We start from the raw sequence: 23,599 nt of genomic DNA, 5'->3' as shown, positions 1-23,599 counted from the left end.
GATCGCGTGACAACCACGTCGACGCGGACGCTGCTGGGCGAGGACGAGGGCGGACTGGTCCGCCGTACCGTCCTCCCCGGCGGGCTGCGCATCGTCACCGAGGCCGTGCCGACGGTCCGGTCGGTCGCTTTCGGCATCTGGGTGGGCGTCGGCTCGGTCGACGAGCTGCCCACCCAGGCCGGCGCCACGCACTACCTCGAACACCTGCTGTTCAAGGGGACGCCGAAGCGCACCGCCCTGGACATCTCCGCGGCCATCGAGTCCGTCGGCGGTGAGATCAACGCGTTCACCGCCAAGGAGTTCACCTGCTACTACGCGCGGGTGCTCGACGCCGACCTGCCGCTGGCGGTCGACGTCGTGGCCGACATGGTCACGTCGTCGCTGATCACGCCGGCCGACGTCGAGAGCGAGCGTGAGGTCGTCCTCGAAGAGATCGCCATGCGCGACGACGACCCGTCCGACGCCGTGCACGATCTGCTGGCCGGGCACATGTGGGGCGACAGCCCGCTGGGCCGGTCCATCCTGGGCACGGTCGACAGCATCACCGGCATGGCCCGCGACACCGTCGACGACTACTACCGGCAGCATTACCTGGCCCGGAACATGGTCGTCGCGGTGGCCGGGAACGTCCGCCACGACGACGTCGTTGCGCTGGTCGAGAAGGCGTTCGGAGCGGCCGGCTTCCTCGACAGCGACGACGAGCCGGCGGCGCCGCGCACCGGCGGGGTCGCGCCGCCGTCCGGTCAGGGCGTCACGCTGCTGCACCGGCCGACCGAGCAGGCCAACGTCGTGCTGGCGGTTCCCGGGCTGGCCCGCAACGACGAGCGCCGGTTCGCGCTCGGCGTGCTGAACGCGGCGCTCGGCGGCGGCATGTCGTCGCGGCTGTTCCAGGAGGTCCGCGAGCGGCGCGGGCTGGCGTACTCGGTCTACTCGTACGCGGCGCAGCATGCGGCGGCCGGGCTGCTCGGCGTCTACGTCGGCTGCCAGCCGAAGAAGATCGACCAGGTGCTGGAGCTGTGCCGCGCCGTGCTGGCCGAGGTCGTCAGCGGCGGCGTCACGACCGAGGAGCTGGAGCGCGGCAAGGGCCAGGCCCGCGGCGGGCTGGTTCTCGGCCTCGAGGACACCAGCGCGCGGATGAGCCGGCTGGCCAAGGCCGAGCTGGTCTACGACGAGCTGCCCAGCGTCGACCAACTGCTTGCCCGGGTCGACGCCGTCACGATCGACCAGGTCACCGACCTCGCCCGGGCGCTGCTGCCGGCCTCGCCGACACTGGCGGTCGTCGGGCCGTTCGACTCGGCCGGCCGGTTCGAGGCCGTGCTGGGTTGATGGCGCTGTCGCCGCGCGAGCTGCTGTATCGGTGGTACGCGCGGCGGCTGACGGCGTCGCTCGCCGCGGGCCGGCTGCCGCGGCACGTCGCCGTCGTCATGGACGGCAATCGGCGCTGGGCCCGTGCGGCCGGCTACGCGGACCCGTCGATCGGGCACCGGTTCGGCGCCGAGCACGTCGACGACCTGCTCGGCTGGTGTTCGGCCGTCGGCGTCGGGCACGTGACGGTGTACGTGGCGTCGGCCGACAACCTGCGCAAACGCGGGTCGGACGAGGTCGATCACCTCATGCGGATGGTCGAGGAGGTCGTCGCGCTACGGCTGGCCGATCCCGCGCACGAGTGGCGGCTGCACGTCGCCGGCCGGCTCGACCTGCTGCCCGACTCCACCCGGCTGGCGCTGAAGTGGGCCGTCGGGGAGACGGCCGGGCGGACCGGGCCGGCGCTGACGGTCGCGATCGGCTACGACGGCCGCGAGGAGATCGTCGACGCCGTCCGCTCGTACCTCGACGACGGCGGCGACCCCGACCGGCTCACGCCCGACGACATCGCCCGGCACCTGTACACGCACGGTCAGCCGGATCCCGACCTCGTCATCCGGACCAGCGGCGAGCAGCGGCTGTCCGGCTTCCTGCTGTGGCAGTCCACCCAGGCCGAGCTGTATTTCTGCGACGCCTACTGGCCCGGCTTCCGCCAGGTCGACTTCCTGCGGGCGCTGCGCACGTACGCGCGGCGAGCCCGCCCCTCCTAGCCTTCGGCGTGCAGCCGCCGGCCGTGGGCGACGACGTCGTCCACCAGGGCCTCGACGTGTTCGGCCTCGGTGCGGTAGCTGATCAGGCAGGCGCGGATCGCGTACCGGCCCGCGACCACGGCGTTCGACGGGTAGACCCGGCCGGCCCGCTGGACGGCGTACAGGATGCGTTCGTTGAGGTCGTCGAGGTAGGCGGCGTCGTGCGGGCCCGGCGGGACGTAGCGGAAGCAGACGATGGACAGCTCGGGGTCGGCCAGCGCCTCCAGCTCGTCGTGCTCGCCGACCAGGTGGTGCAGCCAGCCGGCCAGCTCGACGTCGTGGCGGATGCGCCGCGCGCTCGCGTCCCAGCCCTGCGCGAGCAGCGACACCCAGACCGGCAGCGCGTCGAACGGACGGGTGAACTGCGGCGTCCACTGGTAGCGCAGCATCATGTCGCTCTCGACCTCGGCGTCGAGCTTGGTGTAGTCGGGCTGCAGCGTGAACGCGGCGACGTGCCGGGACGGGTCGCGGAACAGCACGAGGCTGGCCGAGATCGGCATGTTCAGCCACTTGTGCGGGTCGCAGGTGATGGAGTCGGCCCGCTCGATGCCGGCGAACGCCGGGCGTAGCTCGTCCACCATCGCCGCCGGCCCGCCGTACGCGGCGTCGACATGGAACCAGCAGCCGTGCTCTCGCGCGACGTCGGCCAGTGCCTCCAGCGGGTCGATCGCGCCCAGCTCGGTCGTCCCGGCCGTGGCGACGACGGCCAGCGGGCGGACGCCGTCGGCGAGGTCGCGCTCGATCGCCGCCGCGACCGCGTCCGGGCGGAGCCGGAACCGGTCGTCCGTCGCGATGCGCCGGACCGCCGCGGTGCCGAGCCCGAGCAGGTCGGCGGCGCGGTCGACGGTCTCGTGCACGTCGTCGGAGGCGTAGATCGCCAGCGGCGGCCCGGCCGAGACGCCGTCGCGCCGCACGTCCCAGCCGGCCAGCGCGTCGCGGGCGACCGCCAGCGCCATGAGGTTCGCGGTCGCGCCGCCGGTGACGAACGCGCCGGACGACTGCGCGGGCAGGCCGAGCCTGGCCGCGAACCAGGCCAGGACGTGGTTCTCGATCTCGGTCGCGGCGGGACCGAGCGGCCAGCCGCCGAGGTTCTGGTTGATGCCGGCCGCCAGCAGCGCGGCCGGCGCGCCCGGCACCGTGCCGGCGCCGGTGATGAACGCCATGAAGCCGCCGTGGCCCGTCTGCGCGCCGTGCTCGAACACGACGGTGCGCAGGTGGTCGAGGAGTTCGTCGTCGCCGAGCGGCTTGTCCGGCACGTCGCGCCCGGCGAGGACGGCGGCCCGGGTCTGCGCCGGCGTGTGCGGGTGCGTGACCGGCATCGCGGGCAGCCGCCGCAGGTATTCCGTCCACAACTCCAGCGCGCTCTGGCCGAACTCGGCGGCGCGGTCCGGGGTCCAGTCCAGGTCGGGGAGGGGCTCGGGACGTTCCATGGGCCGACCGTACTCCCGGGGGCGTGTGACGGACCGGGTGACCAAGGGTGTGCCTCCCAGGTCCGTGGCCTACTGCGCGGCGCCCAGGCGGCGCCTCGCTGCGTTCTCGTCGGTCGCCATAGAACCCCGCTATGACTCCTTCCTCGGCCTTGCGAGGCATCCACCTGGACGCCGCTCGCTACGGCCGAGACCCGGGAGGCACACCCTGGGCGCCGGCGTAGTCGTGCTGGCGCCACGCCTCGTAGACGGCGACGGCGGCCGAGTTCGACAGGTTGAGCGAGCGCCGTCCGGCCAGCATCGGGATGCGGACGCGGTCGGTGATCTTCTGGTCGGCGAGCACCTCGGGCGGCAGGCCGGTCGGCTCCGGGCCGAACAGCAGCACGTCGCCGGCCTGGTAGGCGATGTCGCTGTGCCTGGTGCTGCCCGTGGTGGCGAACGCGTAGACGCGGTCCGGCGTCAGCGCCGCCCAGGCCGCGGCGAGATCGTCGTGCACCGTCACGTCGGCGAGGTCGTGGTAGTCGAGGCCGGCCCGGCGCAGCTTGGCGTCATCGAGGTCGAAGCCGAGCGGACGGATCAGGTGCAGGTGCGCGCCGGTGGCCGCGACCAAGCGGATCGCGTTGCCGGTGTTCGGCGGGATGCGCGGTTCGTAGAAGACGACGTGGAACACGACGGGACGATCTCACGACCGGAACGTTCGGCGGTAGCCGGACGGCGACACGCCCAGGCTGGCGCGCAGGTGCTGGCGCATGGAGGCGGCCGTGCCGAAGCCGCAGCGGCGGGCCACCTCGTCGACGGCGAGGTCGCTGTCCTCGAGCAGGTGGCGGGCGCGGTCGACGCGCTGCTGGATCAGCCACTGGCCGGGGCTGACGCCCACCTCCTGGCGGAACCGGCGGGTGAACGTGCGGACGCTCATCGCCTGCCGTCCGGCGAGGTCGTCGAGGGTGAGCGGCTGGTCGAGATGCGCGAGCGCCCAGGCGCGGGCGTCGGCGGTGGTGGTCGCGGCCGGCTCCGGGACCGGCTGGTCGACGTACTGCGCCTGGCCGCCGTCGCGCCACGGCGGGACGAGGCAGCGGCGGGCGGCGCGATTGGCGACGGCGGTGCCGAAGTCGCGGCGGACGATGTGCAGGCACAGGTCGATGCCGGCGGCGACCCCCGCGGACGTCAGGATGTCGCCGTCGTCCACGAACAGGACGTCGGGGTCGAGCTTGACCTGCGGGAACAGCTCCGCGAAGCGCGCGGCGCCGCGCCAGTGCGTCGTCGCCGGGCGCCCGTCGAGCAGGCCGGCGGCGGCCAGCGCGAACGCGCCGGTGCAGATGGAGACGAGGCGGGTTCCCGGCGGCATCGCCGCGAAGGCCGCCGCGAGGTCGTCCGGGAGGGTGCCCTCGCGTGAGATGCTCGTCGTCTCGTACGACGCGGGGACGACGACGGTGTCGGCCGCCTCGAGTGCCTCGGCGCCGTGCCTGACGACCACGTCGAAGTCGGCCTCGGTGCGCACCGTCCCCGTCGCGAGGCCGCAGGTGCGCACGTCGTACAGCGCCCGGCCGTCCGCCGTCCGGGCCGCGCCGAAGATGCGCGCGGGGATGGACAACTCGAACGGGATCACGCCGTGCCGCGCCAGCACGACCACGCGATGCGTCATGGCTGGATCCTTTCACAGAGTGGCTGCCGGGCCACTGGTGCGCTTCGGTGGTCATGCCGCACGATCGTCGTCGTGACGCAGACCGTGGCCGCCCGCCCGACCTCCCAGCGTTCCCCCGGCCGCGTGCACCGCGCCTGGTGGGTGGCGCTCGTCGCATTCGTCGCGCTGGTCGGGGCGGCGGCGTTCCGGGCGACGCCGAGCGTGATGATCGAGCCGTTCCGTGACGAGTTCGGCTGGTCGCACGGCACCATCTCGTTCGCGATCTCCGTCAACATCATGCTGTACGGCCTGATGTCACCGTTCGCGGCCGCGCTGATGGAGCGGTTCGGCATGCGCCGGGTGGTCGCCGCCGCGCTGTCGCTGGTCGCGGTGGGGAGCGGGCTGACCGTCTTCATGACGGCGAGCTGGCAGCTGGTGCTCTGCTGGGGCCTGCTCGTCGGCATCGGGACCGGCTCGATGGCCCTCGCCTTCGTCGCCACCGTCACCGACCGCTGGTTCGTCGCCCGGCGCGGCCTCGTCTCCGGCATCCTCACCGCCGGCACGGCGACCGGCCAGCTGGTGTTCCTGCCGCTGCTGGCCGTCCTGGTGTCCGACCACGGCTGGCGGCCCGCTTCGCTGCTGGTCAGCGGGGTGGCGCTGGCCGCTGTGCCGCTGATCTGGTTCCTCCTCCGCGACCACCCCGCCGACGTCGGGCTGCTCCCGTACGGCGCCTCCGCGCCGGGTTCTGGCGCTACTCCCGCGTCCGCTGCGCCTGCTGGACCCGCTGGGCCTGCTGGGCCCGCTATGACTGCTGCGCCCGTCGCATCCGCGGCGGTCGCAAGCCCTGCCTCGCTGCCCACCTCATCCTCGTCCGGATCGTCCGCCGCGCCGCCCTCGGCCGTCCCGCGCTCGGCCTCGTCGGCGCCGGGCGCGGGCCGCCGGGCGATCACCGCCCTGACGACGGCCGCCCGCACCAAGGCGTTCTGGCTGCTGGCGGGCACCTTCGCCATCTGCGGCGCGTCGACCAACGGCCTCGTCGGCACCCACTTCGTCCCCGCCGCCCACGACCACGGCATGCCGGTCACGACGGCCGCGGGACTGCTCGCGGTGATCGGCATCTTCGACCTCATCGGCACCGTCGCCTCCGGCTGGCTGACGGACCGGTTCGATCCGCGGCTGCTGCTCGGCGTGTACTACGCGCTGCGCGGGGTGTCGCTGATGGTGCTGCCGTTGCTGCTGGCCGGGGAGGTGCACCCGCCGATGCTGTTCTTCATCGTCTTCTACGGCCTCGACTGGGTCGCCACCGTCCCGCCGACGATCGCGCTGTGCCGCGAGCACTTCGGCGCTTCCGGCCCGATCGTCTTCGGCTGGGTCCTGGCATCGCACCAGATCGGCGCCGCGCTGGTCGCGTTCGGCGCCGGCCTGACGCGTGACGCCTACGGCAGCTACGACCTGGCCTGGATCGGCGCCGGCGCCCTCTGCGCCATGGCCGCCGCGATGGCCCTCGCCATCCGACGTCGCGCCCCACGTCCGCCCGTCCCCGAGCGTGCCTGACTCCCGCGAGCGCCTGACCCTGCGAGCGCCTGACCCCGCGTTCCCCCGACTCCGTCCTAGAAGCCGTCCGCGCGCACGGCCTCGGCGATGCGTCGTGTCGCCCGGCTGGCGCGTTGACGAGCGGCGGCCCACCTGATGCCGTGTCGGTCGGCTGCCGCGCTGCCGCCCGCGTGGCCGGGAGCGGGCGCGTAGATGTCGATCAGCAACGCCGCATCCTCTCGGCTGACCGTTCCGTTGCCGACCGCCCAGGCGAGCAGGTCGAGCAGCTCCAAGTCAGGCGGGCCGCCCGCACGGGCTCGATCAGGCGGCGTCCCGTCGTCATCGGCCGGGTGCAGCTGCTCGGGGCTCGACGGCGTCTCGTGCCGCTGGTGCGCGAGCTCGTTCACCGTCAGCCGCAGCGTGTCCATCGCGATGTTCGCCGCGACCTTCACCGGCCGCCGCTCGACCGGATACCTCGCGATCACCGTCCACAGCGCCGTCACAGCGGCCTGCTCGAGGCTGGCCCGCGAGTCGCGCCCGGCGTGCGTGCCGGCGATGCGGACCGCCTTCCCCAGCATGAGCTGGAACACCGACCGCAGTGCCAGCCCGTCGCCGCTCTGACCGGCTCGCAGCATCGGCAGCAACACCCCGTCGGCGTCGCGCCGAACAGCCGCCTCGAGGTCGTCCAGCGAACGGACTCCGGCCAGCCGCCAACGCCCGGCCGCCGAACGGGAGGCCGGGTCGGAGCACAGCCGGAGCCATTCGGCGTTCAGCTGCCCGATCAGGCTGTCGTCGTTGCGCCGCGCCGGACCGTTCGGACGCCGGTAGCCAGCGCTCTGGCGTACGCCTTCTACGTCGGCATCCAGCCTGTCTCGGCCGAACTGGTTCGGCGCACCGGTCGCGGTCTGGATGTGGCCAGGCCCGGCCCCGGTCGAGAGGTGGTCGGGCCCGGGCCCGGTCCGGACGTGGTCGCCCCCGGCCCCGGTCGGGACGTGGTCTGGCCCGGCCTCTGTCTCGGTGTGGAGGCCGTCGCCGACCTCGACCGGCGGCGCCTTGCCGACTGCATCGATGGCATCGGTGGCAACCCCATGGCCGCCCCTCGCGGGCGCTGGGGCAGTGGTGGCTGCGGACACGGTGGCTCCCTCCGGGGTGGGACGCCTCCACGCTCGCGAATGGCACTTGCCCGGAAACTTGCCCGAACGGGGTGTACGCAGATCAGAACGGTTGCCCGAGTGATCCGGCCGATTGCCCGGCGGTCCGCTGGCCACGTTTGTCCACAGGCTCGTCGGATCCGCGGAGTTGTCCACATTCCGGCGGATCGCCGTTGAGCCGGTCAGCCCAGCGGAGCAGGGTCGAGGCATGACGAAGACACGCGCACACAAGCGCCGCAACAAGCGGCGAACCACCCGCCGGCCCGAAGCCGGCGGCGAGATCCGATTCAAGCCACGCGACCGCGAACTGGTCGTGGAGGCCATGCTTGCCGAACAGGACGGCGACATCGACCACGCCCTTGGCTGCCTGGTGCGAACACCTCATCGGCTCGGCAGTTCGTGGACGAATCAGCTCGCCGAAATGGTGACGCTGGGCGACCGGGTCGAGGTCTGGCAGTGGGCCAGGTTCGCCGTGGCCGCGGCGCAGCGGTGGGCCGGCGTCATCCCGAGCCCGGTCGCCGCCAAGGTCGAACGCGACGTCTGCGCCGGCGCGCAGATCGCACTCGTGCCCGACGCCGCCGAACATTCCTGGCAGGCGGTGGCTGAGCACGGCGCCGTCGCTCGCACCGCCGCGAACGTGCTGCTGTTCGACGAACTCTTGCTCGAGCTGTTCCTGGTCCGGGTCGCGCCCGGTCTCGATCGCCGCGGCGGTGGCGGCCAGGATTGGGCCAGCACCTCCGCGCGGGCGTACGAGCTGGGCAGCGTCACCGGGGTCGAGCTACGTGTCCGCGATCGCGAGACGGGGGAGTGGCAGGTCGTGCGGCATCTGGGCGAGTCTGTGGGCCTGCCGTCCGATGCGCTCCTCTACGGGCGCATCCTCCGGGTTCCCGGCGTGCCCGAGGCGGTCTTCGCCGATCCACCCGTCGTGATCGACGCGGCCGCGGCCGACCAACTGGCACAGCTGCCCGCGGCCGAGCTGCACCTCTCCGATCGTTGCATCGCGCTCGGCGCGGCGGTCCGGTCCGGCTTCAGGTATCTGCAGACGCCGCAGGAGTACGACGGTGAGCCGGCTGCCGGGGTGCTGATGCTGATGGAGCAGGGGCTCGATCGGCTGGCGGCCGAGCAGTTCGCGGAGGTGCAGTCGCTCGTGGCGATGTACGCGGTCGACGAGGGCTCCACTCCGGCCTATGCCTTCCGCGCGGCCGACGCGCTCGCTCACCCAGGGGTCGAGGCCGAGGTACGGCGACGGCTGGTCGGCCCGACCTACGCGGTGATGTGGCGGGCGCTGGCCCACGCGAGCAACGGGCTCGACCGGGAGCGCTTCCTCTCCCTCGCCGCCGCGGAACCGGCGAGCGTGGAGCGGTCGAGTGCGCAGCCGGTGCGATGACCTGGCGAACGGTACGGCCGACCAGGGCGGGAGGTGATCACTGACATACGAGAGACTGTGCCCATGACGTTGCGGGTTGCGGTGATCGGCGCGGCCGGTCGAATGGGTCAGCAGGTGGTCGAGGCGGTCGAACAGGCCGACGGTCTGGAGCTGGCCGGACGGTTCGACGTGGGCGACGACCTCGGCGACCTGGGTGGCGCCGACGTCGCGGTGGAGTTCACCGTGCCGGGCGCGTCGCTCGCCAACGTGCTGCACTGCGTCGAGCAGGGCGTGCACGCGGTGGTCGGCACGACCGGCTGGACCGACGTGTCGCTGGGCCAGGTCCGGGCGGCGTTGGCCGTGCAGCCGAAGGTCGGCGTGCTGATCGCGCCGAATTTCGCGATCGGGGCGGTGCTGACGATGCGGTTCGCCGCACAGGCGGCCCGGTTCTACGAGTCGGTCGAGGTGATCGAGCTGCACCACCCCGACAAGGTCGACGCTCCCAGCGGGACGGCGATCCGGACGGCCGAGGTGATCGCCGAGGCACGCCGGGCGGCGGACGTCCCGTCGGCGCCCGACGCGACGGCGAGCGGGCTCGACGGCGCCCGTGGTGCTCGCGTGGAGGGAGTGCCGGTGCATGCGGTCCGGCTGCGTGGCCTGGTCGCACACGAGGAGGTGCTGTTCGGATCGCCCGGCGAGACGCTGACGATCCGGCACGACTCCTTCGACCGCGCGTCGTTCATGCCGGGCGTGCTGGCCGGTGTGCGCGGTGTCGTCGATCGGCCCGGGCTGACGGTCGGACTCGAGGAGATCCTCGACCTGTGACAGGCGAACGGCGCGACCGTGTCTGGGCCGGCGGCATGGCGGCGCTGGTCGGCGCACTGCTGGTGCTGGTGCTGTGGCGGGGTGTGCTGCTGATCGGGTCCGGAACGGCGGCGGGCGTGGGCATCGGTGTGGCGGTCGTGGTGATCGCGGCGGTCGGCGCGTGGGTGCTGTGGCGGTCGGTGCGGTTCGGGCTCCGGACGCAGACGCTGGCGCGCGAGCTCGAGAGCGAGGGTGGCCTGCCGGTCGACGACCTGCCGCGTAGGCCGAGCGGACGAGCCGAGCGGGCTGCGGCGGACGAGCTGTTCGAGCGGCGGCGCGCCGAGGCCGAGGCCGATCCGGAGGACTGGCGGGTCTGGTTCCGGCTGGCGCTCGCCTACGATGACGCCGGCGATCGGTCGCGCGCACGTGAGGCCGCCCGGCGAGCGGTCGCCCTGCACGGCTGACGGCGGCTCGCTGCCAGCATCTCGCGCGAGGAGCAGGCCGTGCAGGCCGGCGACCTGCCGCTGCCAGCTACCTGCTGCCAGCTGCCCGCTACCTGCTGGTCGCTGCCTGCTGCGTGCTGCCGGCTACCTGCTGGTCGCTGCGTGCTGCGTGCTGCCGGCTGGTCGCTGCCTGCTGGTTGCTGGTCGCTACCCGCTCGCTGGTGTGGGGCTGGTGGGGATGCCGCCGGGGTCGGCCGGACGACGCGACCGGATGCACGACCGGATGCGCGACGGGTTGTGTGACCAGCTGGACGACTGGTGGTGACGACCCTCTTCTCACGGTGATCGAAACCGGGCAAGGTAGGCGGACGGGGGTGAGCCGAGGGAGCCGGGTGATGGGTGTGCAGCGGAGCAGACGGACAGCGGCCGCGGTGCTGGCCGGGGCGATCGCGGTGGCGGGAGCCGGGCTCCTCGCACCCGCGCAGGCGACCGAGACCCAGCGTTCCGGGCCGGCGGAACCGGCAAGGCAGGCCGAACGCGCCAGGCAGGTCGAGCGGACAGAGGCGTTCGAGCGGGCGGGGTGGTCGGAGCGGTCCGGGTCGTCCGCGCAGTCCGGGTCGTCGGCGCGGGCCGGGCTGTCCGAGCGGGCGGGGGTGTCCGAGCGGGCGGGGTCGTCCGAGCGGCGCCCGTCGCAGCCGGAGAAGCGGCCGACGGCGACGGGGTATGGCGGTGCGGTCGCGACCGTCGACGCCGACGCGACGGCGGCTGGGTTGCAAGTGCTGCGCTGGGGCGGGACGGCGGTCGACGCGGCGGTGGCGGCGGCCGCGGCGCTGGGCGTCAGCGAGCCGTTCTCCGCGGGCATCGGCGGCGGCGGGTTCTTCGTCCACTACGACGCCGGGTCCGGCGAGGTCAGCACGCTCGACGGGCGGGAGAGCGCGCCGGCGACGGCCACCGAGGACCGGTTCATCGACCCCGCGACGGGCACGCCGCTGGCGTTCGCCGACGCGCGGGTGAGCGGGCTGTCGGTCGGGACGCCGGGCACGCTGGCCACGTGGGCCGAGGCGCTGGAGCGCTGGGGCCGCTTCGACCTCGCCCGCAACCTACGCCCCGCCATCGATCTGGCCGAGGACGGGTTCGTGGTCGACGAGACGTTCCGGTCGCAGGTCGCGGCGAACGAGGCGATCTTCGCCGACTTCCCGGCGACGGCCGAGCTCTACCTGCCGGCCGGCGCGCCGCCCGCCGTCGGCACCGTCCTGCCCAACCCCGATCTCGCCGACACCTACCGGCAGATCGCCCGCCACGGCATCGACGTCTTCTACGAGGGCCCGATCGCTGGTGAGATCGCGGCGACCGTCCAGGACCCACCGGTCCGCGACGGCGCCACGCGCATCGTCCGCCCCGGCGACCTGACGGCGGACGAGCTGGCCGGCTACGAGGTGATCGAGCGCGAGCCGACCGTCGTCGACTACCGCGGCCTGCAGGTCTACGGGATGCCGCCGCCGTCGTCGGGCGGTTCGACCGTCGGCGAGGCGCTGAACATCCTCGAGAGCTTCGACCTCGGCGCGATGGACGAGGCGCAGGCGCTGCACCACTACCTCGAGGCGACGGCGCTCGCGTTCGCCGACCGCAACCGCTACGTCGGCGACCCCGACGTCATCGACGTGCCGTTGGACGAGCTGCTGTCGCAGGAGTTCGCCGACGAGCGGGCCTGCCTGCTCGACCCCGACGCGGCGGCGCCGAAACCGGTCGCGCCGGGCGTGCCGGACGGCGACTACGGCGACGGCTGCGCGACCGCCCCCGACCCGGCCGCCGTCGCCGACGAGGGCTCCACCACGCACCTGACCACGGCCGACCGCTGGGGCAACGTCGTCGCGTACACGCTCACGATCGAGCAGACCGGCGGCAGCGGCATCGCCGTCCCCGGCCGCGGCTTCCTGCTCAACAACGAGCTGACCGACTTCAACTTCGCGCCGACACAGGGCAGCGCGCCGGACCCGAACCTGCCCGGCCCGGACAAGCGGCCGCGCTCGTCGATGGCGCCGACGATCGTGCTCGACGAGGACGGCGAACCGCTGCTGGCGGTCGGCAGCCCCGGCGGCGCGACGATCATCGGTACGGTGCTGCAGACGCTGGTCAACCGCATCGACCTCGGCATGGACCTGCCCGGCGCGCTCGCCGCCCCGCGCCTGTTCCAGCCGAACGCCGTGAACACGTCGGCCGAGAACGCCATCGCGACCGGCCCGCTCGGCGCCCTCCTGCGTGACGAGTACGGGCACTCGCTCGCGGCGACGGCGGAGATCGGCGCCGCGACGGGGATCGAGTTCCTCGGACGGCATCGGCTGCAGGCGGTCGCGGAGCCGGTCCGCCGCGGCGGCGGCAGCGCCGGCGTCCTCGTGCCCATGCGCTGGCCACGGGACTGACGGCGAACGCCGTCGGACACGCTGATCATGTTCCCTGACGGTCGTATGGGCGCCTGTCGTATGGGCGCCGCCAGGGAACATGATCAAGGAATCGGGTCAGGTGAGCGCCCGCAGCAGCGCCGTCACCGCGGCGGCGACGACGATGACGACGAGGAACGACTGCCGCAGCAGCAGCGCCACCACCCCCGCCGCGACGCCGGCGAGGAGGCGCAGGTCGAGGCCGAGCGAACCGCCGGAATCGAACAGCTCGACGGCGACGAGGCCGGCCAGCATCGCGACCGGCAGCAGCGTCGCCACCCGCTGCACGTCGTCGCGCTCCAGGATCGACGAGGGCAGCGACACTCCCGCCAGTTTGAGCGCGTAGCAGCCGACGGAGGCGACGATCACGGCGATCCAGACTCCGGTCATCGCGCTGCCTCCTGGTCACGACGGGGGAGCAGACCGGCGACGACGGCGATCGGCGCGGCCGCGAGCACCGGCACGCCCGCCGGGACCAGCGGGATCAGGGCCGTCGCCACCAGCGCGCCACCGGCCGCGACCCAGCGGCCTTCGGTCGTCCGCAGCCGCGGCCACAGCAGCGCCAGGAACGCCGCCGGGATCATCGCGTCCAGTCCGAGCGTCTCCGGTTCACCGATCGCCGAGCCGCCCAGCGCGCCCGCCAGCGTCCCCGCGTTCCACAGCAGGAACAGCAGCACGCCAGTGGCCCAGAACGCGTACCGCTGCGCCGCCCGGCCCTCCCGCCCGACCGCCATCGCCGTCGTCTCGTCGATGACCAGGTGCGCGGTCGCCAGCCGGCGCGGTCCGGTCAGCGAGCGCCGGCCGAGAATCCGCGTCAGCGGCACCCCGTAGAACGCGTTCCGCACGCCGAGCAGCAGCGCCGTGGGCACGGCCGCCAGCCCCGCGCCGCCGGCGCCGATGACGCCGACCAGCGCGAACTGCGACGCGCCGCTGAACATCACCAGGCTCAGCACCATCGTCTGCCACACGCTCAGGCCGGACGCGACGGAGACGGCGCCGAAGGAGGCGCCGAACGCGGCGGCGTACGCGGCGATGCCGGCGGCGTCGCGCCGGATCGCGGAGCGCGATTCCTCGTTCATGCGGGCAGACAGTACTGAACCGCGCCGACAGTGATGAACCGATTCCGCATCGCGATACCGCCGGTTCCCTCTGACGCCGGACTCGCCGCTTCCTGGGGCCGCACGGCCGGCGCGACGGCTACGCTGATCCGGTGCTGTTCCAGAAGCGCTTCTGGGCGGGCATCGCCGACGGGACGGTGACGCTGGCGTTCCGGCGCTGGGCCCGCCAGCAGGTATTGCCCGGCCGCCCGTACCGAACGCCGGCCGGCCGCATCGACGTCATCGCGGTCACCGTCGTCGACCCCGCCGCCATCAGCGACGACGACGCTCGCGCGGCCGGTCATCCGGACGCCGCCAGCCTGCTGGCCGACCTCCCCGGCGACCCCGCCAACCCGACCTACCGCATCGAGTTCAGGCCCGCCTCCGACGCCGACCCGCGGGCCGAGCTGGCCGCCGGCGGCGACCTCGAGCCGGCCGAGATCGCGGAGATCACCAAGCGCCTCGACCGCCTCGACCGCGCCTCGTCCTACGGCGCCTGGACCCGCGAGACGCTCCGGCTGATCGAGCAGCATCCCGAACGCCGGGCCGGCGACCTCGCCGACCTGGTCGGCCGCGAACGCGCGCCGTTCAAGCTGGACGTGCGCAAGCTGAAGAACCTCGGGCTGACGCAGAGCTTCCCGATCGGCTACCGCATCTCGCCGCGCGGCCGCACCTACCTCGACGCGACGGCGGCCGACTGACGGCCGACGCGGCGGACGCACGACGGCGAACCGCCGACGCGGCGCACGCGCGCGCGACGGCCTCAGCGGCGCGGCTGGTCGGACGGCCCGACGTGGTCGTCGAGCCACCCCTTCAGCGGCGCCAGCTCCCGCCACGCCGCCGCGACCCGGACCGCCGCCGACGGCGTGTGCAGCCAGTCGGGCGCGCCGGCGTCGATCCAGCCGACCAGCGCCTTCTGCCGCAGCAGCTCGATGCGCGGGTGGTCGGCGTCGTAGCCGCGCGGCCTGGTCTTGAGGGCCTCGCCGTCGACGACGAACCCCGCGTCGCGGACGGACTCGACGATCTCGGCCAGCGCCGAACCGCGCCGGGCGTCGTCGACGGCGACGCGGTAGCGGGCGATCTGGTCGGGCGCCATCTGGTAGTGGCCGGCGGCGATGAACAGGCCGGCCGCCCCGACGTGCACGTAGTGGCCACCGACCACGACGCCCTGGTGCGTCTTGTACGGCGACTTGTCGGCGGCGAACCGGACGTCGCGGTAGGGGCGGAAGAACCGGACGTCGCCGAACTCGGGGGACAGCTCGTCGGCGAGGGCGCGCATCGGGTCGCGGACGGACTGCTCGTAGACCTGCTTGTGGGCGGCCCAGAACGACTTGGTGTTGTCGTTCTCGAGGTCCTCGTAGAAGTCGAGCGCCTCGACCGGGATGCCGGCGAACGTCACGTCCCGGCCTCCTCGTCCGCGAGCGACGTGTGCAACCGCACCTGCCGCAGCGTCGCCGTCCCGTCGCCGGTGAGGTCGAGCGTGCGGTGCGCGGTGTCGGGCGCCCAGCCGGCCGGCTCGAGGAACCGGCGAAGGGCGTCGTCGCCGACGACCAGCCAGATGCGGGCGCGGGTGAAGCCGTCGGCGCGCAGGGTGTCGGCGACGGCGGCCAGCAGCCGGGAGCCGTGCCCCTCACCGAGCGCGGCGGGGTCGATGTGGAACGCGACCACCTCGCCGTCGCCGGGCTGGGTGTCGGGGTCCTCGGACGGCGCCGTGGCGGCGAACCCGACCACCCGCCCCACCTCGAGCGCGACGAGCACCCGGTGGCGGGCGGACGGCGGACGAGTGACGGCCTCGCGCCACGCGGCCGCGAACGTCGGGGCGTCGACGTCGGCCAGCAGGGCTGGCGGCAACAGCGGAGCGTAGGACGCCGTCCATGCCCGGGCCTGCACGGCGCCGATGGCGTCGGTGTCGGCGGCCCAGGCAAGACGGACGGATCGATCGGCGACGATCTGGGGCGGCTCGGACACCCGCCCTACGATACGACGCGGCTACGCGCCGGTCTGCGCGTGGTGGGGGCACCCGGCCGGCGCGTCGTCGTCCTGCGGTGGCGTCCAGCCGGGGCTGGGCAGGAATCCGGGCAGCGCCGTGGCGTTGTCGAAGTAGCGGTGGTAGACGGGCGACGTCGTGCTGGCCAGCGGCGGGACGACCCACGACCACTCGGCGCGCGGGGTGCGTCCGGCCCGCTCCTCCTTCTCCACGAACCGCATGAACAGCTCGGACTCGTGGTGGTGGTCGGCGATCTTCACCCCGGCGGCGTCGAACGAGTGCAGCACCGCGCGGTTGATCTCGACGAGGACGCGGTCCTTCCACAGCGACCGCACGTCGTCGACGTCGAGCCCGAGCAGCCGGCCGACCTGCGTCATGCGGTCGTACCGGTCGGCGTCGACGAGGTTGCGCGAGCCGATCTCCGTCCCCATGTACCAGCCGTTGAACGGCGCCGTCGGGTAGGTGATGCCGCCGATGCGCAGCGGCATCGACGAGATCGCCGGGACCGCGTGCCACCGGAGATCGAGCTCGCCGAACCACGGGAACTCCGGGTGCGTGAGAGGTACCTCGAGGACGGCGTCGCCGGGGATGTCGAACAGCCGGACGCCGTCCTCGGGGGTCTCGATGGCCAGCGGGAGCACGTCGAAGTCGGTGCCCTTGCCCGACCAGCCCAGGCTCTCGGCCCAGCGGGTGAACTCGGCCTGCGCGGGGTCGCCGATGACGGAGTCCAGGCTCTGGTAGCCGGCGTACCGGATCAGCTGCGCGTTGCGCAGCCGCGGCGCCGGCCGGCCGGGCTGATCCGGGGCGAACAGCGTCAGGACCGGCCTGATCCGCCCGCCGTTCGTGGCGACGCGCAGGTGTTCGACGCACTCGGCGGCGACGCCGTCGGCGGTGCGGACGTCGCGGCGGTCGCGGACGATCAGGCTGCGCCAGTAGAGCCGGCCGATGCAGCGGTTGGCGTTGCGCCAGGCCAGCTGGGCGCCGAACTCCAGTTCCGCGGTGGTGTGACTGAACGTGCCGCGCCGGCCGAACTCGACCAGCGCTTCGCTGAACCGCTCGTCGGGATCGGGGGCGTGCGGGTTCTCGGCGGCGTGCTGCCGGAAGAACGTCTCGGCTTCGCAGAGGTCGACGGAGTGGATCGGAACGTCTGGAAGGCCTGGATGGTGGTGCGTCCCATCGGTCGTCACAGGGTCAGCTCCTCCGCTGTCGAGGTCACGGGTGGCGGGTACCGGCTCTCCAGATGCAGACATTTCCGGCAAATCGCCCCGAACATGATCATCGTGCCGTGAAAATGACGCACCGTCACGAATGATCTCAGAAGGCGGACGGCGTCGTCGGGTGTTCCACGGAATCCGCTGAAGTCGTGCCTAAACGGGCGTTCGTCGATCGGTGCAGGTCACTGGAGTGACGAGCTGCGCGCGGCGCGGTGACCAGGGCCGGGGCCGTTCGCAGGCGGGACCGTGACGGCCGTCACGCTGCGTGACGGTGCGCGCGGTCGCGGCGAAAACCGGTGGACCGTCGCGGCCGGCGCCGGTTAGTCATGGGGGATGACGGAGAGCGGGTCGCGCGCGGCGCTCGACCGGGTCGTACGGCGGGCCGGCGGCACCAGCGTGTTCGAGGCGCTGGCGGCGCTGCCGGGATCGGACCTGACGACGCTGCAGCTCGAGCTGGCGCGGCGCCGGGCGGCCGGGCTGTCGCCGGCGACGGTGCTGGAGCGGTATCGGCGCGACCGGTTCACCACGCCGTCGCCGCTGCCCTTCGCCGCGTTGCGCCGGGTGGAGGACGTGCTGCTCGCGACGCTCGCGGCCCGGCCGGAGCCGGTCGAGGTGGTGACGCTGGCCCCGCTGGCGCCGCTCGGGACGCACTCCGCGCTGGCGACGGTCGACCAGAACAAGGTGGTGTCGACGGTCCGCGGGACCGACGTCGCGGCCGATCCGACCAACGGGCTGGCGCTCGAAGCGGCGGTCCGGCGGCGGGAGGGCGATGCGCCGTCGACGGGGGTGGTGCGGCTGGCGGCGATCCAGCGGGTCGTGCGCGCCCAGTACGTCAGCGGCCCGGCGATGTTCGCGCACTTCTCGCTGTTCGCGCAGGTCACCGCGGGGCGCGATGTCGGCGGGCTGGGGTTCGAGCGGGCCGCGCTGGTCGAGCAGCTGACCGTCCTCGTGTCGGCGCTGCCGCTGCTCGGTGCGGAGGCGGTCGAGGTGCGGCTGACCGTCCTCGATCCACGGTTCGCGCCGGTCGCCGACGCGGCGCGCGGTGACCTGGCTCGCGTTGACCTGGCGAGCGGCGACGCCGGCGAGGTCCCCGTCACCGCGGTGCCGGATCCGGGCCGGCCGACCGGGCGCGGCTACTACGAGGGCCTCTGCTTCAAGGTCATGGCCCGGCTCGACGGCGAATGGGCCGAGGTCGGCGACGGCGGGTTCACCGGCTGGAGCCGGGAGCTGCTCAGCAACCAGAAGGAACGCCTGCTGATCAGCGGCCTCGGCATCGACCGCCTGGCGGCGGCCCGCCGGTGACGCGTCAACGGTGTTACATAATGACAGCAGTAATGCTGGACAGGTGTCACATCCGGACCTAGCCTGGGACCATGGCGCCAACCGACCAGCGAACCGACGACCGCGAGGCGGCGTTCTACGCGATCGTCGACTCCGACGGGCGCATCGAGCCGCGCGACGACATGCCGGAGGCGTACCGCCGCTCCCTCGTCCGCCAGATCGCCCAGCACGCGCACTCCGAGATCATCGGCATGCAGCCGGAGGGCAACTGGATCAGCCGCGCGCCGAGCCTGCGCCGCAAGGCGATCCTGCTGGCCAAGGTGCAGGACGAGGCCGGGCACGGGCTCTACCTCTACGCCGCGGCCGAGACGCTCGGCGTCTCCCGCGACGAACTGCTGGAGCTGCTGCACACGCGGAAGCAGAAGTACTCGTCGATCTTCAACTATCCGACGTTGACGTGGGCGGACGTGGGTGCGATCGGTTGGCTGGTCGACGGCGCGGCGATCACGAACCAGGTGCCGCTGACGCGGTGCTCGTACGGCCCGTACGCCCGGGCGATGGTCCGCATCTGCAAGGAGGAGTCCTTCCACCAGCGGCAGGGGTTCGAGTCGCTGCTGACGCTCACCCGCGGCACCCCCGCGCAGAAGGCGATGGCCCAGGACGCGCTGGACCGGTGGTGGTACCCGAGCCTGGCCATGTTCGGCCCGCCCGACACCGGCGAGCAGGTGTCCGGCGGCCACACCGAGCAGTCCATGCGCTGGGGCATCAAACGGTTCAGCAATGACGAGCTGCGGCAGCGGTTCGTCGACATGACGGTGCCGCAGTCGGAGGTGCTGGGGCTGACCGTCCCCGACCCGGACCTGCGCTGGAACGACGAACGCGGCCACTACGACTTCACCCAGCCCGACTACGACGAGCTGTTCCGCGTCATCAAGGGCGACGGCCCGTGCAACGAGCAGCGGCTGCGGCACCGGGTCGCCGCGCAGGAGGACGGCGCGTGGGTGCGCGAGGCGGCCGCGGCGTACGCGAGCAAGAGGAAGCAGGCGGCGGCATGAGCGAGTGGCCACTCTGGGAGGTCTTCATCCGGGCCAGGCGCGGCCTGTCGCACCAGCACGTCGGCAGCCTGCACGCGCCCGACGCCGCCATGGCGGTCCGCAACGCCCGCGACGTCTACACGCGTCGCGGCGAGGGCGTCTCGATCTGGGTGGTGCCGTCCGGCCAGATCACCGCGAGCAGCCCGGACGAGAAGGACGCGTTCTTCGACCCCGCCGCCGACAAGGTCTACCGGCACCCGACGTTCTACGAGGTGCCGGCGGAGGCGAAGCACCTGTGAGGGGCCAGTACGCCCTGGCGCTCGGCGACGACGCCCTGGTCCTGGCCCAGCGGCTGGGGGAGTGGGTGGCCCGCGCACCGGAGCTGGAGGAGGACATCGCGCTGGCGAACATCGCGCTGGACCTGCTGGGCCAGGCTCGCACCCTGCTCAGCTACGCGGGCGAGCAGGAAGGAGAGGGCCGCGACGAGGACGCGCTCGCGTACTGGCGCGACGACCGCGAGTTCCGCAACGTGCTGCTGGTCGAGCTGCCGAACGGCGACTTCGCGGCCACCATGGCCCGCCAGCTGGTTTTCGCCGCCTACCAGTACGAGCTGTACGACCGCCTGCGCGCCGGCACCGACGACACGCTGGCCGCCATCGCGGGGAAGGCGGTCAAGGAGGTCCACTACCACCGCGACCACGCGACCCAGTGGGTGCTCCGCCTCGGTGACGGCACGGACGAGAGCCGCCGCCGCATGGTCGCCGCCCTCGACGCCGTCTGGCCGTACGCCGGCGAGCTGTTCGAGCCGTTCGACGGTGCCGACGTCGACCCCGCGACGCTGCGGGAGCCCTGGACGGCGTACGTGCACGGCGTGCTGGCCGAAGCCGGCCTCGACGTGCCCGAGCCGACGGCGGCGAGACGCGGTGGCCGGGCCGGCCTGCACACCGAGCACCTCGGTTACCTGCTCGCCGAACTGCAGCACCTGCACCGTTCCCACCCGGGGGTGACCTGGTGAGTGTGCGGGAGATCGTCGCCGCGGTCGCGGACCCGGAGCTGCCGGTCGTCACGATCGAGCAGCTCGGCATCCTGCGCGCCGTCCGCGTCGACGACGCCGGCGCCGTCACCGTCGACATCACGCCGACCTACTCCGGCTGCCCGGCGATGGACGCGATCCGCGCCGACATCGTCGCGGCGCTGGCGGGGGAAGGGGTCGGCGACGTCGAGGTGCGGACGGTGCTGGCGCCGGCCTGGACGACCGACTGGATCACCCCGGACGGCCGCGCCGCCCTGGAGCGGCACGGCATCGCCCCGCCGCACCCGGCGGGGACGGTCGCGCTGACGCTCAGCGTCCGCTGCCCGCAGTGCGGCTCGCCGGACACCCGCGAGCTGGCCCGGTTCGGCTCGACGGCGTGCAAGGCGCTCTGGGTCTGCCGGGCCTGCCAGGAACCGTTCGACCACGTGAAGGCGCTATGACGACGACCACCGAGGCGCCGCGCGAACGGCGACGGCACTCCGTCACCCACCGGCTGCGCGTCGCCGCCGTCGACCGGCTGACCGACGACGCCGTCGCGGTCACGTTCGCCGTGCCGGCCGAGCTGGCCGCCGACTACGAGTTCGCCGCCGGCCAGCACGTCAACGTCGCCCTGCCCGGCGGCGACGGCGTGCGGCGCAGCTACTCGATCTGCTCGCCGGCCGGGTCCGGCGTGCTGCGCATCGCGGTGAAGCGCATCCCCGGCGGCGCGTTCTCGTCGCACGCCCTGGAGACGCTGGCGGCCGGCGACGAGGTCGACGTCATGACGCCGGCCGGGCGGTTCACGCCGCCGTTCGAGCCGGGGCAGGCCAAGCACTACGCGCTGGTCGCGGCCGGCAGCGGCATCACGCCGGTGCTGTCGATCGTCGCGACGGCGCTGGACACCGAACCGGGCAGCCGGGTCACGCTGCTCTACGGCAACCGGACGTCGTCGTCGGTGATGTTCCTGGACGAGCTGGCCGACCTCAAGGACCGCCACCCGGGCCGCCTGCAGCTGGTGCACGTCCTGTCCCGCGAGCCCGGGTCGACGCAGCTACTGTCCGGCCGGCTCGACGGCGACCGCCTCGGCCGGGTGCTCGACACCCTGCTGCCGCCGGACACCGTCGACGACTGGTACCTGTGCGGCCCGTACGACCTGATCACCACCGCCCGCGGGGTGCTGGCCGCCCGCGGCGTCGACCGCGCGCACGTCCACGCCGAGCTGTACCACGTCGGCGACCCGCCGCCGGCGATCCGCGAGGAGGCCCGGCAGCAGGCCGTCACCTGCGCCGTCACCGCGTCGCTGGACGGCCGCCGCACCGAGGTCACCGTCGACGACCCGGACGAGACCGTGCTCGAGGCCGTGCTCCGGGTCCGCAACGACGCGCCGTTCGCCTGCAAGGGCGGCGTCTGCGGCACGTGCCGGGCGAAGGTCCTCGACGGCGCCGTCACGATGGAGCGCCGCTACGCGCTGGAGGACGACGAGATCGCGGCCGGCTACGTCCTCACCTGCCAGTCGCACCCGACGACGCCGACGCTCGAGGTCGACTACGACGCCTGACCCACCAACCCGTTCTCGTACGCGGCGATGACCAGCTGCGCGCGGTCGCGGGCGGCCAGCTTGGCCAGCAGGTGACCGATGTGCGTCTTCACCGTCTTGATCGAGATGGTCAGCGCCGCCGCGATCTCGTCGTTGGACAGCCCGGCCGCCACCAGCGCCAGCACCTCGGTCTCGCGCTCGGTCAGCACGTCCAGCCGGGCGCCGGCCGGGCCCGCGGCGGGCCGGCCGAGGTAGTGCTCGACCAGCCGGGTCAGGATGCTCGGCGCGAACAGCGACTCGCCGGCGTGCGTGCGCCGGACCGCGTCCAGCAGCTGCTCCGGCCGGGCGTCCTTGAGCAGGAAGCCGCTGGCCCCGGCCCGCAACGCGGCGTACACGTACTCGTCCAGCTCGAACATGCTCAGCACGAGGACGCGGACGGCGGCCAGCTCGGGGTCGGCGGTGATGCGGCGGGTCGCCTCGATGCCGTCGCCGCCGGGCATCCGGATGTCCATCAGGACGACGTCAGGGCGCAGGTCCGCGGCGAGGGCGGCCGCCTCGGCGCCGGTCGCGGCCGTCCCGGCGACGGCGAGGTCCGGCGTGGCGTCGAGCAGCAGCGCCAGGCTGTGCCGCAGCAGCGGCTGGTCGTCGGCGATCAGCACGCGGACGGGGGTCACGACGACGGCCCGCGGTCGGGGAGGGCGGCGGTCACGCCGAACCCGGCGCCGGCCGGGCCCGCCGCGAGCGTGCCGCCGAGCGCCGTCACCCGCTCCCGCAGGCCCGCCAGCCCGTGCCCGGCGCCGGGACGCGGCTCCCAGCCCGGGGCCGGGCCGTCGTCGCCCACCGTGACGACGACCGACCCGCCGTCGCGGCGCACGCCGACCCGGACCCGGGTCGGGCCGGCGTGCCGGGCGGCGTTGCTCAGCGCCTCGCGGACGACGGCGCAGACGGTGAGCTGCGTGCCCGGCGACACGCCGTCGCCGGCGGCCGCCTCGAGCGTCGCGTCCAATCCCGCGCCGCGGGCCGCCGCGACGATGCCGGGGAGGTCGGCCAGCGACTCCGCCGGCCGCAGCGTCGCCGCGGCGTCCGGCGTGCGCAGGACGGTGAGCATGCGGCGCAGCTCAGTAGTGGTCTCGCGGCTGACCTCCTCGATGTCGACCAGCGCGGTCGCCCGTTCGGACGGGTCGTCCAGCCGGGCGGCGACGGCGGCGCGGACGGTGATCAGGCCGAGCCCGTGCGAGACGAGGTCGTGCAGGTCACCGGCGATGCGCAGCCGCTCCGCCTGGGCGGACCGCTCGCCGGCCCAGGCCGCCAGCCGGTCCTCGTGAGCGCGCCGGTCGCGGCGGGTACGCAGCACCGCCCACACCGACACCAGCACCGCGAGTCCGACGACGACCAGCGGCAGCAACTGCGTCGCGGGGTTCTGGTTGCCGATCGTCATGAGCCCCGACACCAGCAGGAACAGCGCCGCCCAGGCGATCGGCCAGGCCCGGGAGCGCCAGGTCGGGCGGCCGGTCTCCATGCCCCGAGTCTAGGAAAGTCG

25 protein-coding genes are annotated in these 23,599 nt (G+C 73.6%); 14 read left to right on the top strand and 11 right to left on the bottom strand.

Annotated elements, in window-relative coordinates:
- Positions 1-6 precede the first annotated feature (6 nt).
- Positions 7-1,326 (top strand): M16 family metallopeptidase, encoded by a 1,320-nt coding sequence (locus tag ACW62_RS24740; protein WP_053206774.1) that lies wholly within the window; start codon positions 7-9, stop codon positions 1,324-1,326.
- Positions 1,326-2,075 carry a polyprenyl diphosphate synthase gene (gene uppS, locus ACW62_RS24735; RefSeq protein WP_205629573.1) on the top strand — a complete coding sequence of 250 codons (750 nt, stop codon included), beginning with the start codon at positions 1,326-1,328 and terminating at the stop codon, positions 2,073-2,075. The genes ACW62_RS24740 and uppS overlap by 1 nt, the downstream gene beginning before the upstream one ends.
- Here the strand turns inward: uppS and ACW62_RS24730 are convergent.
- The 3 genes from ACW62_RS24730 to ACW62_RS24720 all read right to left on the bottom strand — a co-directional run bounded on the left by ACW62_RS24730 (position 2,072) and on the right by ACW62_RS24720 (position 5,183).
- Positions 2,072-3,544, bottom strand: a complete 1,473-nt coding sequence (locus ACW62_RS24730; RefSeq protein WP_053206773.1) for a pyridoxal phosphate-dependent decarboxylase family protein — start codon at positions 3,542-3,544, stop codon at positions 2,072-2,074. The genes uppS and ACW62_RS24730 overlap by 4 nt on opposite strands.
- A gap of 178 nt (positions 3,545-3,722) precedes the next feature.
- Positions 3,723-4,211, bottom strand: a complete 489-nt coding sequence (locus ACW62_RS24725) for a tRNA (cytidine(34)-2'-O)-methyltransferase (RefSeq protein WP_053206772.1) — start codon at positions 4,209-4,211, stop codon at positions 3,723-3,725.
- Between the two features lie 12 nt (positions 4,212-4,223).
- Positions 4,224-5,183, bottom strand: a complete 960-nt coding sequence (locus tag ACW62_RS24720; RefSeq protein ID WP_053206771.1) for a GlxA family transcriptional regulator — start codon at positions 5,181-5,183, stop codon at positions 4,224-4,226.
- Positions 5,184-5,255: 72 nt separating this feature from the next.
- On the opposite strand from ACW62_RS24720, the gene ACW62_RS24715 reads away from it, so the two are divergent.
- A complete protein-coding gene (locus ACW62_RS24715; RefSeq protein WP_205629572.1) occupies positions 5,256-6,716 on the top strand; it encodes an MFS transporter in 1,461 nt (486 codons plus the stop codon).
- Positions 6,717-6,772: 56 nt separating this feature from the next.
- Here the strand turns inward: ACW62_RS24715 and ACW62_RS24710 are convergent, their stop codons facing one another.
- Positions 6,773-8,002 (bottom strand): hypothetical protein, encoded by a 1,230-nt coding sequence (locus ACW62_RS24710; protein WP_157574958.1) that lies wholly within the window; start codon positions 8,000-8,002, stop codon positions 6,773-6,775.
- A 52-nt stretch (positions 8,003-8,054) separates the two neighbouring features.
- Between ACW62_RS24710 and ACW62_RS24705 the strand changes: the two genes are divergently transcribed.
- The 4 genes from ACW62_RS24705 to ggt all read left to right on the top strand — a co-directional run bounded on the left by ACW62_RS24705 (position 8,055) and on the right by ggt (position 12,879).
- Positions 8,055-9,233, top strand: a complete 1,179-nt coding sequence (locus ACW62_RS24705; protein ID WP_053206769.1) for a hypothetical protein — start codon at positions 8,055-8,057, stop codon at positions 9,231-9,233.
- A 63-nt stretch (positions 9,234-9,296) separates the two neighbouring features.
- Positions 9,297-10,037 carry a 4-hydroxy-tetrahydrodipicolinate reductase gene (gene dapB, locus ACW62_RS24700; RefSeq protein ID WP_053206768.1) on the top strand — a complete coding sequence of 247 codons (741 nt, stop codon included), beginning with the start codon at positions 9,297-9,299 and terminating at the stop codon, positions 10,035-10,037.
- Positions 10,034-10,480 carry a hypothetical protein gene (locus tag ACW62_RS24695; RefSeq protein WP_240477408.1) on the top strand — a complete coding sequence of 149 codons (447 nt, stop codon included), beginning with the start codon at positions 10,034-10,036 and terminating at the stop codon, positions 10,478-10,480. Before dapB ends, ACW62_RS24695 begins: the two co-directional genes overlap by 4 nt.
- Positions 10,481-10,854: 374 nt before the next feature.
- Positions 10,855-12,879, top strand: coding sequence for a gamma-glutamyltransferase (gene ggt, locus ACW62_RS24690; protein ID WP_083460136.1), 2,025 nt, complete (start codon positions 10,855-10,857; stop codon positions 12,877-12,879).
- Positions 12,880-12,975: 96 nt separating this feature from the next.
- Here the strand turns inward: ggt and ACW62_RS24685 are convergent, their stop codons facing one another.
- Positions 12,976-13,287 (bottom strand): AzlD domain-containing protein, encoded by a 312-nt coding sequence (locus tag ACW62_RS24685; protein WP_053206767.1) that lies wholly within the window; start codon positions 13,285-13,287, stop codon positions 12,976-12,978.
- Positions 13,284-13,976, bottom strand: a complete 693-nt coding sequence (locus ACW62_RS24680; protein WP_053206766.1) for an AzlC family ABC transporter permease — start codon at positions 13,974-13,976, stop codon at positions 13,284-13,286. Before ACW62_RS24680 ends, ACW62_RS24685 begins: the two co-directional genes overlap by 4 nt.
- Positions 13,977-14,107: 131 nt before the next feature.
- Here ACW62_RS24680 and ACW62_RS24675 point away from each other — a divergent pair, with 131 nt between their 5' ends.
- Positions 14,108-14,695: an ASCH domain-containing protein gene (locus tag ACW62_RS24675; RefSeq protein ID WP_053206765.1), complete on the top strand. Its 588-nt coding sequence runs from the start codon at positions 14,108-14,110 to the stop codon at positions 14,693-14,695.
- Between the two features lie 62 nt (positions 14,696-14,757).
- On the opposite strand, the gene ACW62_RS24670 is transcribed toward ACW62_RS24675, so the two are convergent.
- The 3 genes from ACW62_RS24670 to ACW62_RS24660 are packed head-to-tail and all read right to left on the bottom strand — an operon-like array spanning position 14,758 to position 17,168.
- Positions 14,758-15,393, bottom strand: a complete 636-nt coding sequence (locus ACW62_RS24670) for a DUF2461 domain-containing protein (RefSeq protein WP_053206764.1) — start codon at positions 15,391-15,393, stop codon at positions 14,758-14,760.
- A complete protein-coding gene (locus ACW62_RS24665; protein WP_053206763.1) occupies positions 15,390-15,962 on the bottom strand; it encodes a GNAT family N-acetyltransferase in 573 nt (190 codons plus the stop codon). The genes ACW62_RS24670 and ACW62_RS24665 overlap by 4 nt, the downstream gene beginning before the upstream one ends.
- A gap of 21 nt (positions 15,963-15,983) precedes the next feature.
- Positions 15,984-17,168: a nitric oxide synthase oxygenase gene (locus ACW62_RS24660; protein WP_205629571.1), complete on the bottom strand. Its 1,185-nt coding sequence runs from the start codon at positions 17,166-17,168 to the stop codon at positions 15,984-15,986.
- Positions 17,169-17,528: 360 nt separating this feature from the next.
- On the opposite strand from ACW62_RS24660, the gene ACW62_RS24655 reads away from it, so the two are divergent.
- The 6 genes from ACW62_RS24655 (at position 17,529) to paaE (ending at position 22,080) form a co-directional block, all read left to right on the top strand.
- The gene (locus ACW62_RS24655) at positions 17,529-18,497 is read left to right on the top strand and encodes a hypothetical protein (protein WP_053206762.1); all 969 of its coding nucleotides are present in this window, start codon (positions 17,529-17,531) and stop codon (positions 18,495-18,497) included.
- Positions 18,498-18,568: 71 nt separating this feature from the next.
- Positions 18,569-19,531, top strand: a complete 963-nt coding sequence (gene paaA / locus ACW62_RS24650) for a 1,2-phenylacetyl-CoA epoxidase subunit PaaA (RefSeq protein WP_053206761.1) — start codon at positions 18,569-18,571, stop codon at positions 19,529-19,531.
- Entirely contained in the window at positions 19,528-19,809 is a 282-nt protein-coding gene (gene paaB / locus ACW62_RS34320) for a 1,2-phenylacetyl-CoA epoxidase subunit PaaB (RefSeq protein ID WP_053206760.1), read from the top strand. Before paaA ends, paaB begins: the two co-directional genes overlap by 4 nt.
- Positions 19,806-20,525: a 1,2-phenylacetyl-CoA epoxidase subunit PaaC gene (paaC, locus tag ACW62_RS24640; protein ID WP_053206759.1), complete on the top strand. Its 720-nt coding sequence runs from the start codon at positions 19,806-19,808 to the stop codon at positions 20,523-20,525. The genes paaB and paaC overlap by 4 nt, the downstream gene beginning before the upstream one ends.
- Entirely contained in the window at positions 20,519-20,983 is a 465-nt protein-coding gene (gene paaD / locus ACW62_RS24635) for a 1,2-phenylacetyl-CoA epoxidase subunit PaaD (protein ID WP_053206758.1), read from the top strand. Before paaC ends, paaD begins: the two co-directional genes overlap by 7 nt.
- Entirely contained in the window at positions 20,980-22,080 is a 1,101-nt protein-coding gene (gene paaE, locus ACW62_RS24630) for a 1,2-phenylacetyl-CoA epoxidase subunit PaaE (RefSeq protein ID WP_053206757.1), read from the top strand. The genes paaD and paaE overlap by 4 nt, the downstream gene beginning before the upstream one ends.
- Here the strand turns inward: paaE and ACW62_RS24625 are convergent.
- Complete coding sequence (locus ACW62_RS24625; protein ID WP_053206756.1) at positions 22,068-22,733, bottom strand: response regulator; 666 nt, start codon at positions 22,731-22,733, stop codon at positions 22,068-22,070. The two genes, paaE and ACW62_RS24625, sit on opposite strands and share 13 nt — an antisense overlap.
- A complete protein-coding gene (locus ACW62_RS24620) occupies positions 22,730-23,578 on the bottom strand; it encodes a sensor histidine kinase (protein WP_053206755.1) in 849 nt (282 codons plus the stop codon). The genes ACW62_RS24625 and ACW62_RS24620 overlap by 4 nt, the downstream gene beginning before the upstream one ends.
- Positions 23,579-23,599: the final 21 nt, after the last annotated feature.

Origin of the sequence: Jiangella muralis, from assembly GCF_001270745.1 — a bacterium.
Lineage (GTDB): Bacteria > Actinomycetota > Actinomycetes > Jiangellales > Jiangellaceae > Jiangella > Jiangella muralis.
This window is presented reverse-complemented; position numbering and strand designations above follow the sequence as displayed.

Bases quoted from the DNA above. Each gene is read 5' to 3' on its own strand.
- uppS (WP_205629573.1), top strand. From the start codon at position 1,326: ATGGCGCTGTCGCCGCGCGAGCTGCTGTATCGGTGGTACGCGCGGCGG.
- ACW62_RS24730 (WP_053206773.1), bottom strand. From the start codon at position 3,544: ATGGAACGTCCCGAGCCCCTCCCCGACCTGGACTGGACCCCGGACCGC.
- ACW62_RS24720 (WP_053206771.1), bottom strand. From the start codon at position 5,183: ATGACGCATCGCGTGGTCGTGCTGGCGCGGCACGGCGTGATCCCGTTC.
- ACW62_RS24705 (WP_053206769.1), top strand. From the start codon at position 8,055: ATGACGAAGACACGCGCACACAAGCGCCGCAACAAGCGGCGAACCACC.
- dapB (WP_053206768.1), top strand. From the start codon at position 9,297: ATGACGTTGCGGGTTGCGGTGATCGGCGCGGCCGGTCGAATGGGTCAG.
- ggt (WP_083460136.1), top strand. From the start codon at position 10,855: ATGGGTGTGCAGCGGAGCAGACGGACAGCGGCCGCGGTGCTGGCCGGG.
- ACW62_RS24685 (WP_053206767.1), bottom strand. From the start codon at position 13,287: ATGACCGGAGTCTGGATCGCCGTGATCGTCGCCTCCGTCGGCTGCTAC.
- ACW62_RS24680 (WP_053206766.1), bottom strand. From the start codon at position 13,976: ATGAACGAGGAATCGCGCTCCGCGATCCGGCGCGACGCCGCCGGCATC.
- ACW62_RS24655 (WP_053206762.1), top strand. From the start codon at position 17,529: ATGACGGAGAGCGGGTCGCGCGCGGCGCTCGACCGGGTCGTACGGCGG.
- paaA (WP_053206761.1), top strand. From the start codon at position 18,569: ATGGCGCCAACCGACCAGCGAACCGACGACCGCGAGGCGGCGTTCTAC.
- paaB (WP_053206760.1), top strand. From the start codon at position 19,528: ATGAGCGAGTGGCCACTCTGGGAGGTCTTCATCCGGGCCAGGCGCGGC.
- paaE (WP_053206757.1), top strand. From the start codon at position 20,980: ATGACGACGACCACCGAGGCGCCGCGCGAACGGCGACGGCACTCCGTC.
- ACW62_RS24620 (WP_053206755.1), bottom strand. From the start codon at position 23,578: ATGGAGACCGGCCGCCCGACCTGGCGCTCCCGGGCCTGGCCGATCGCC.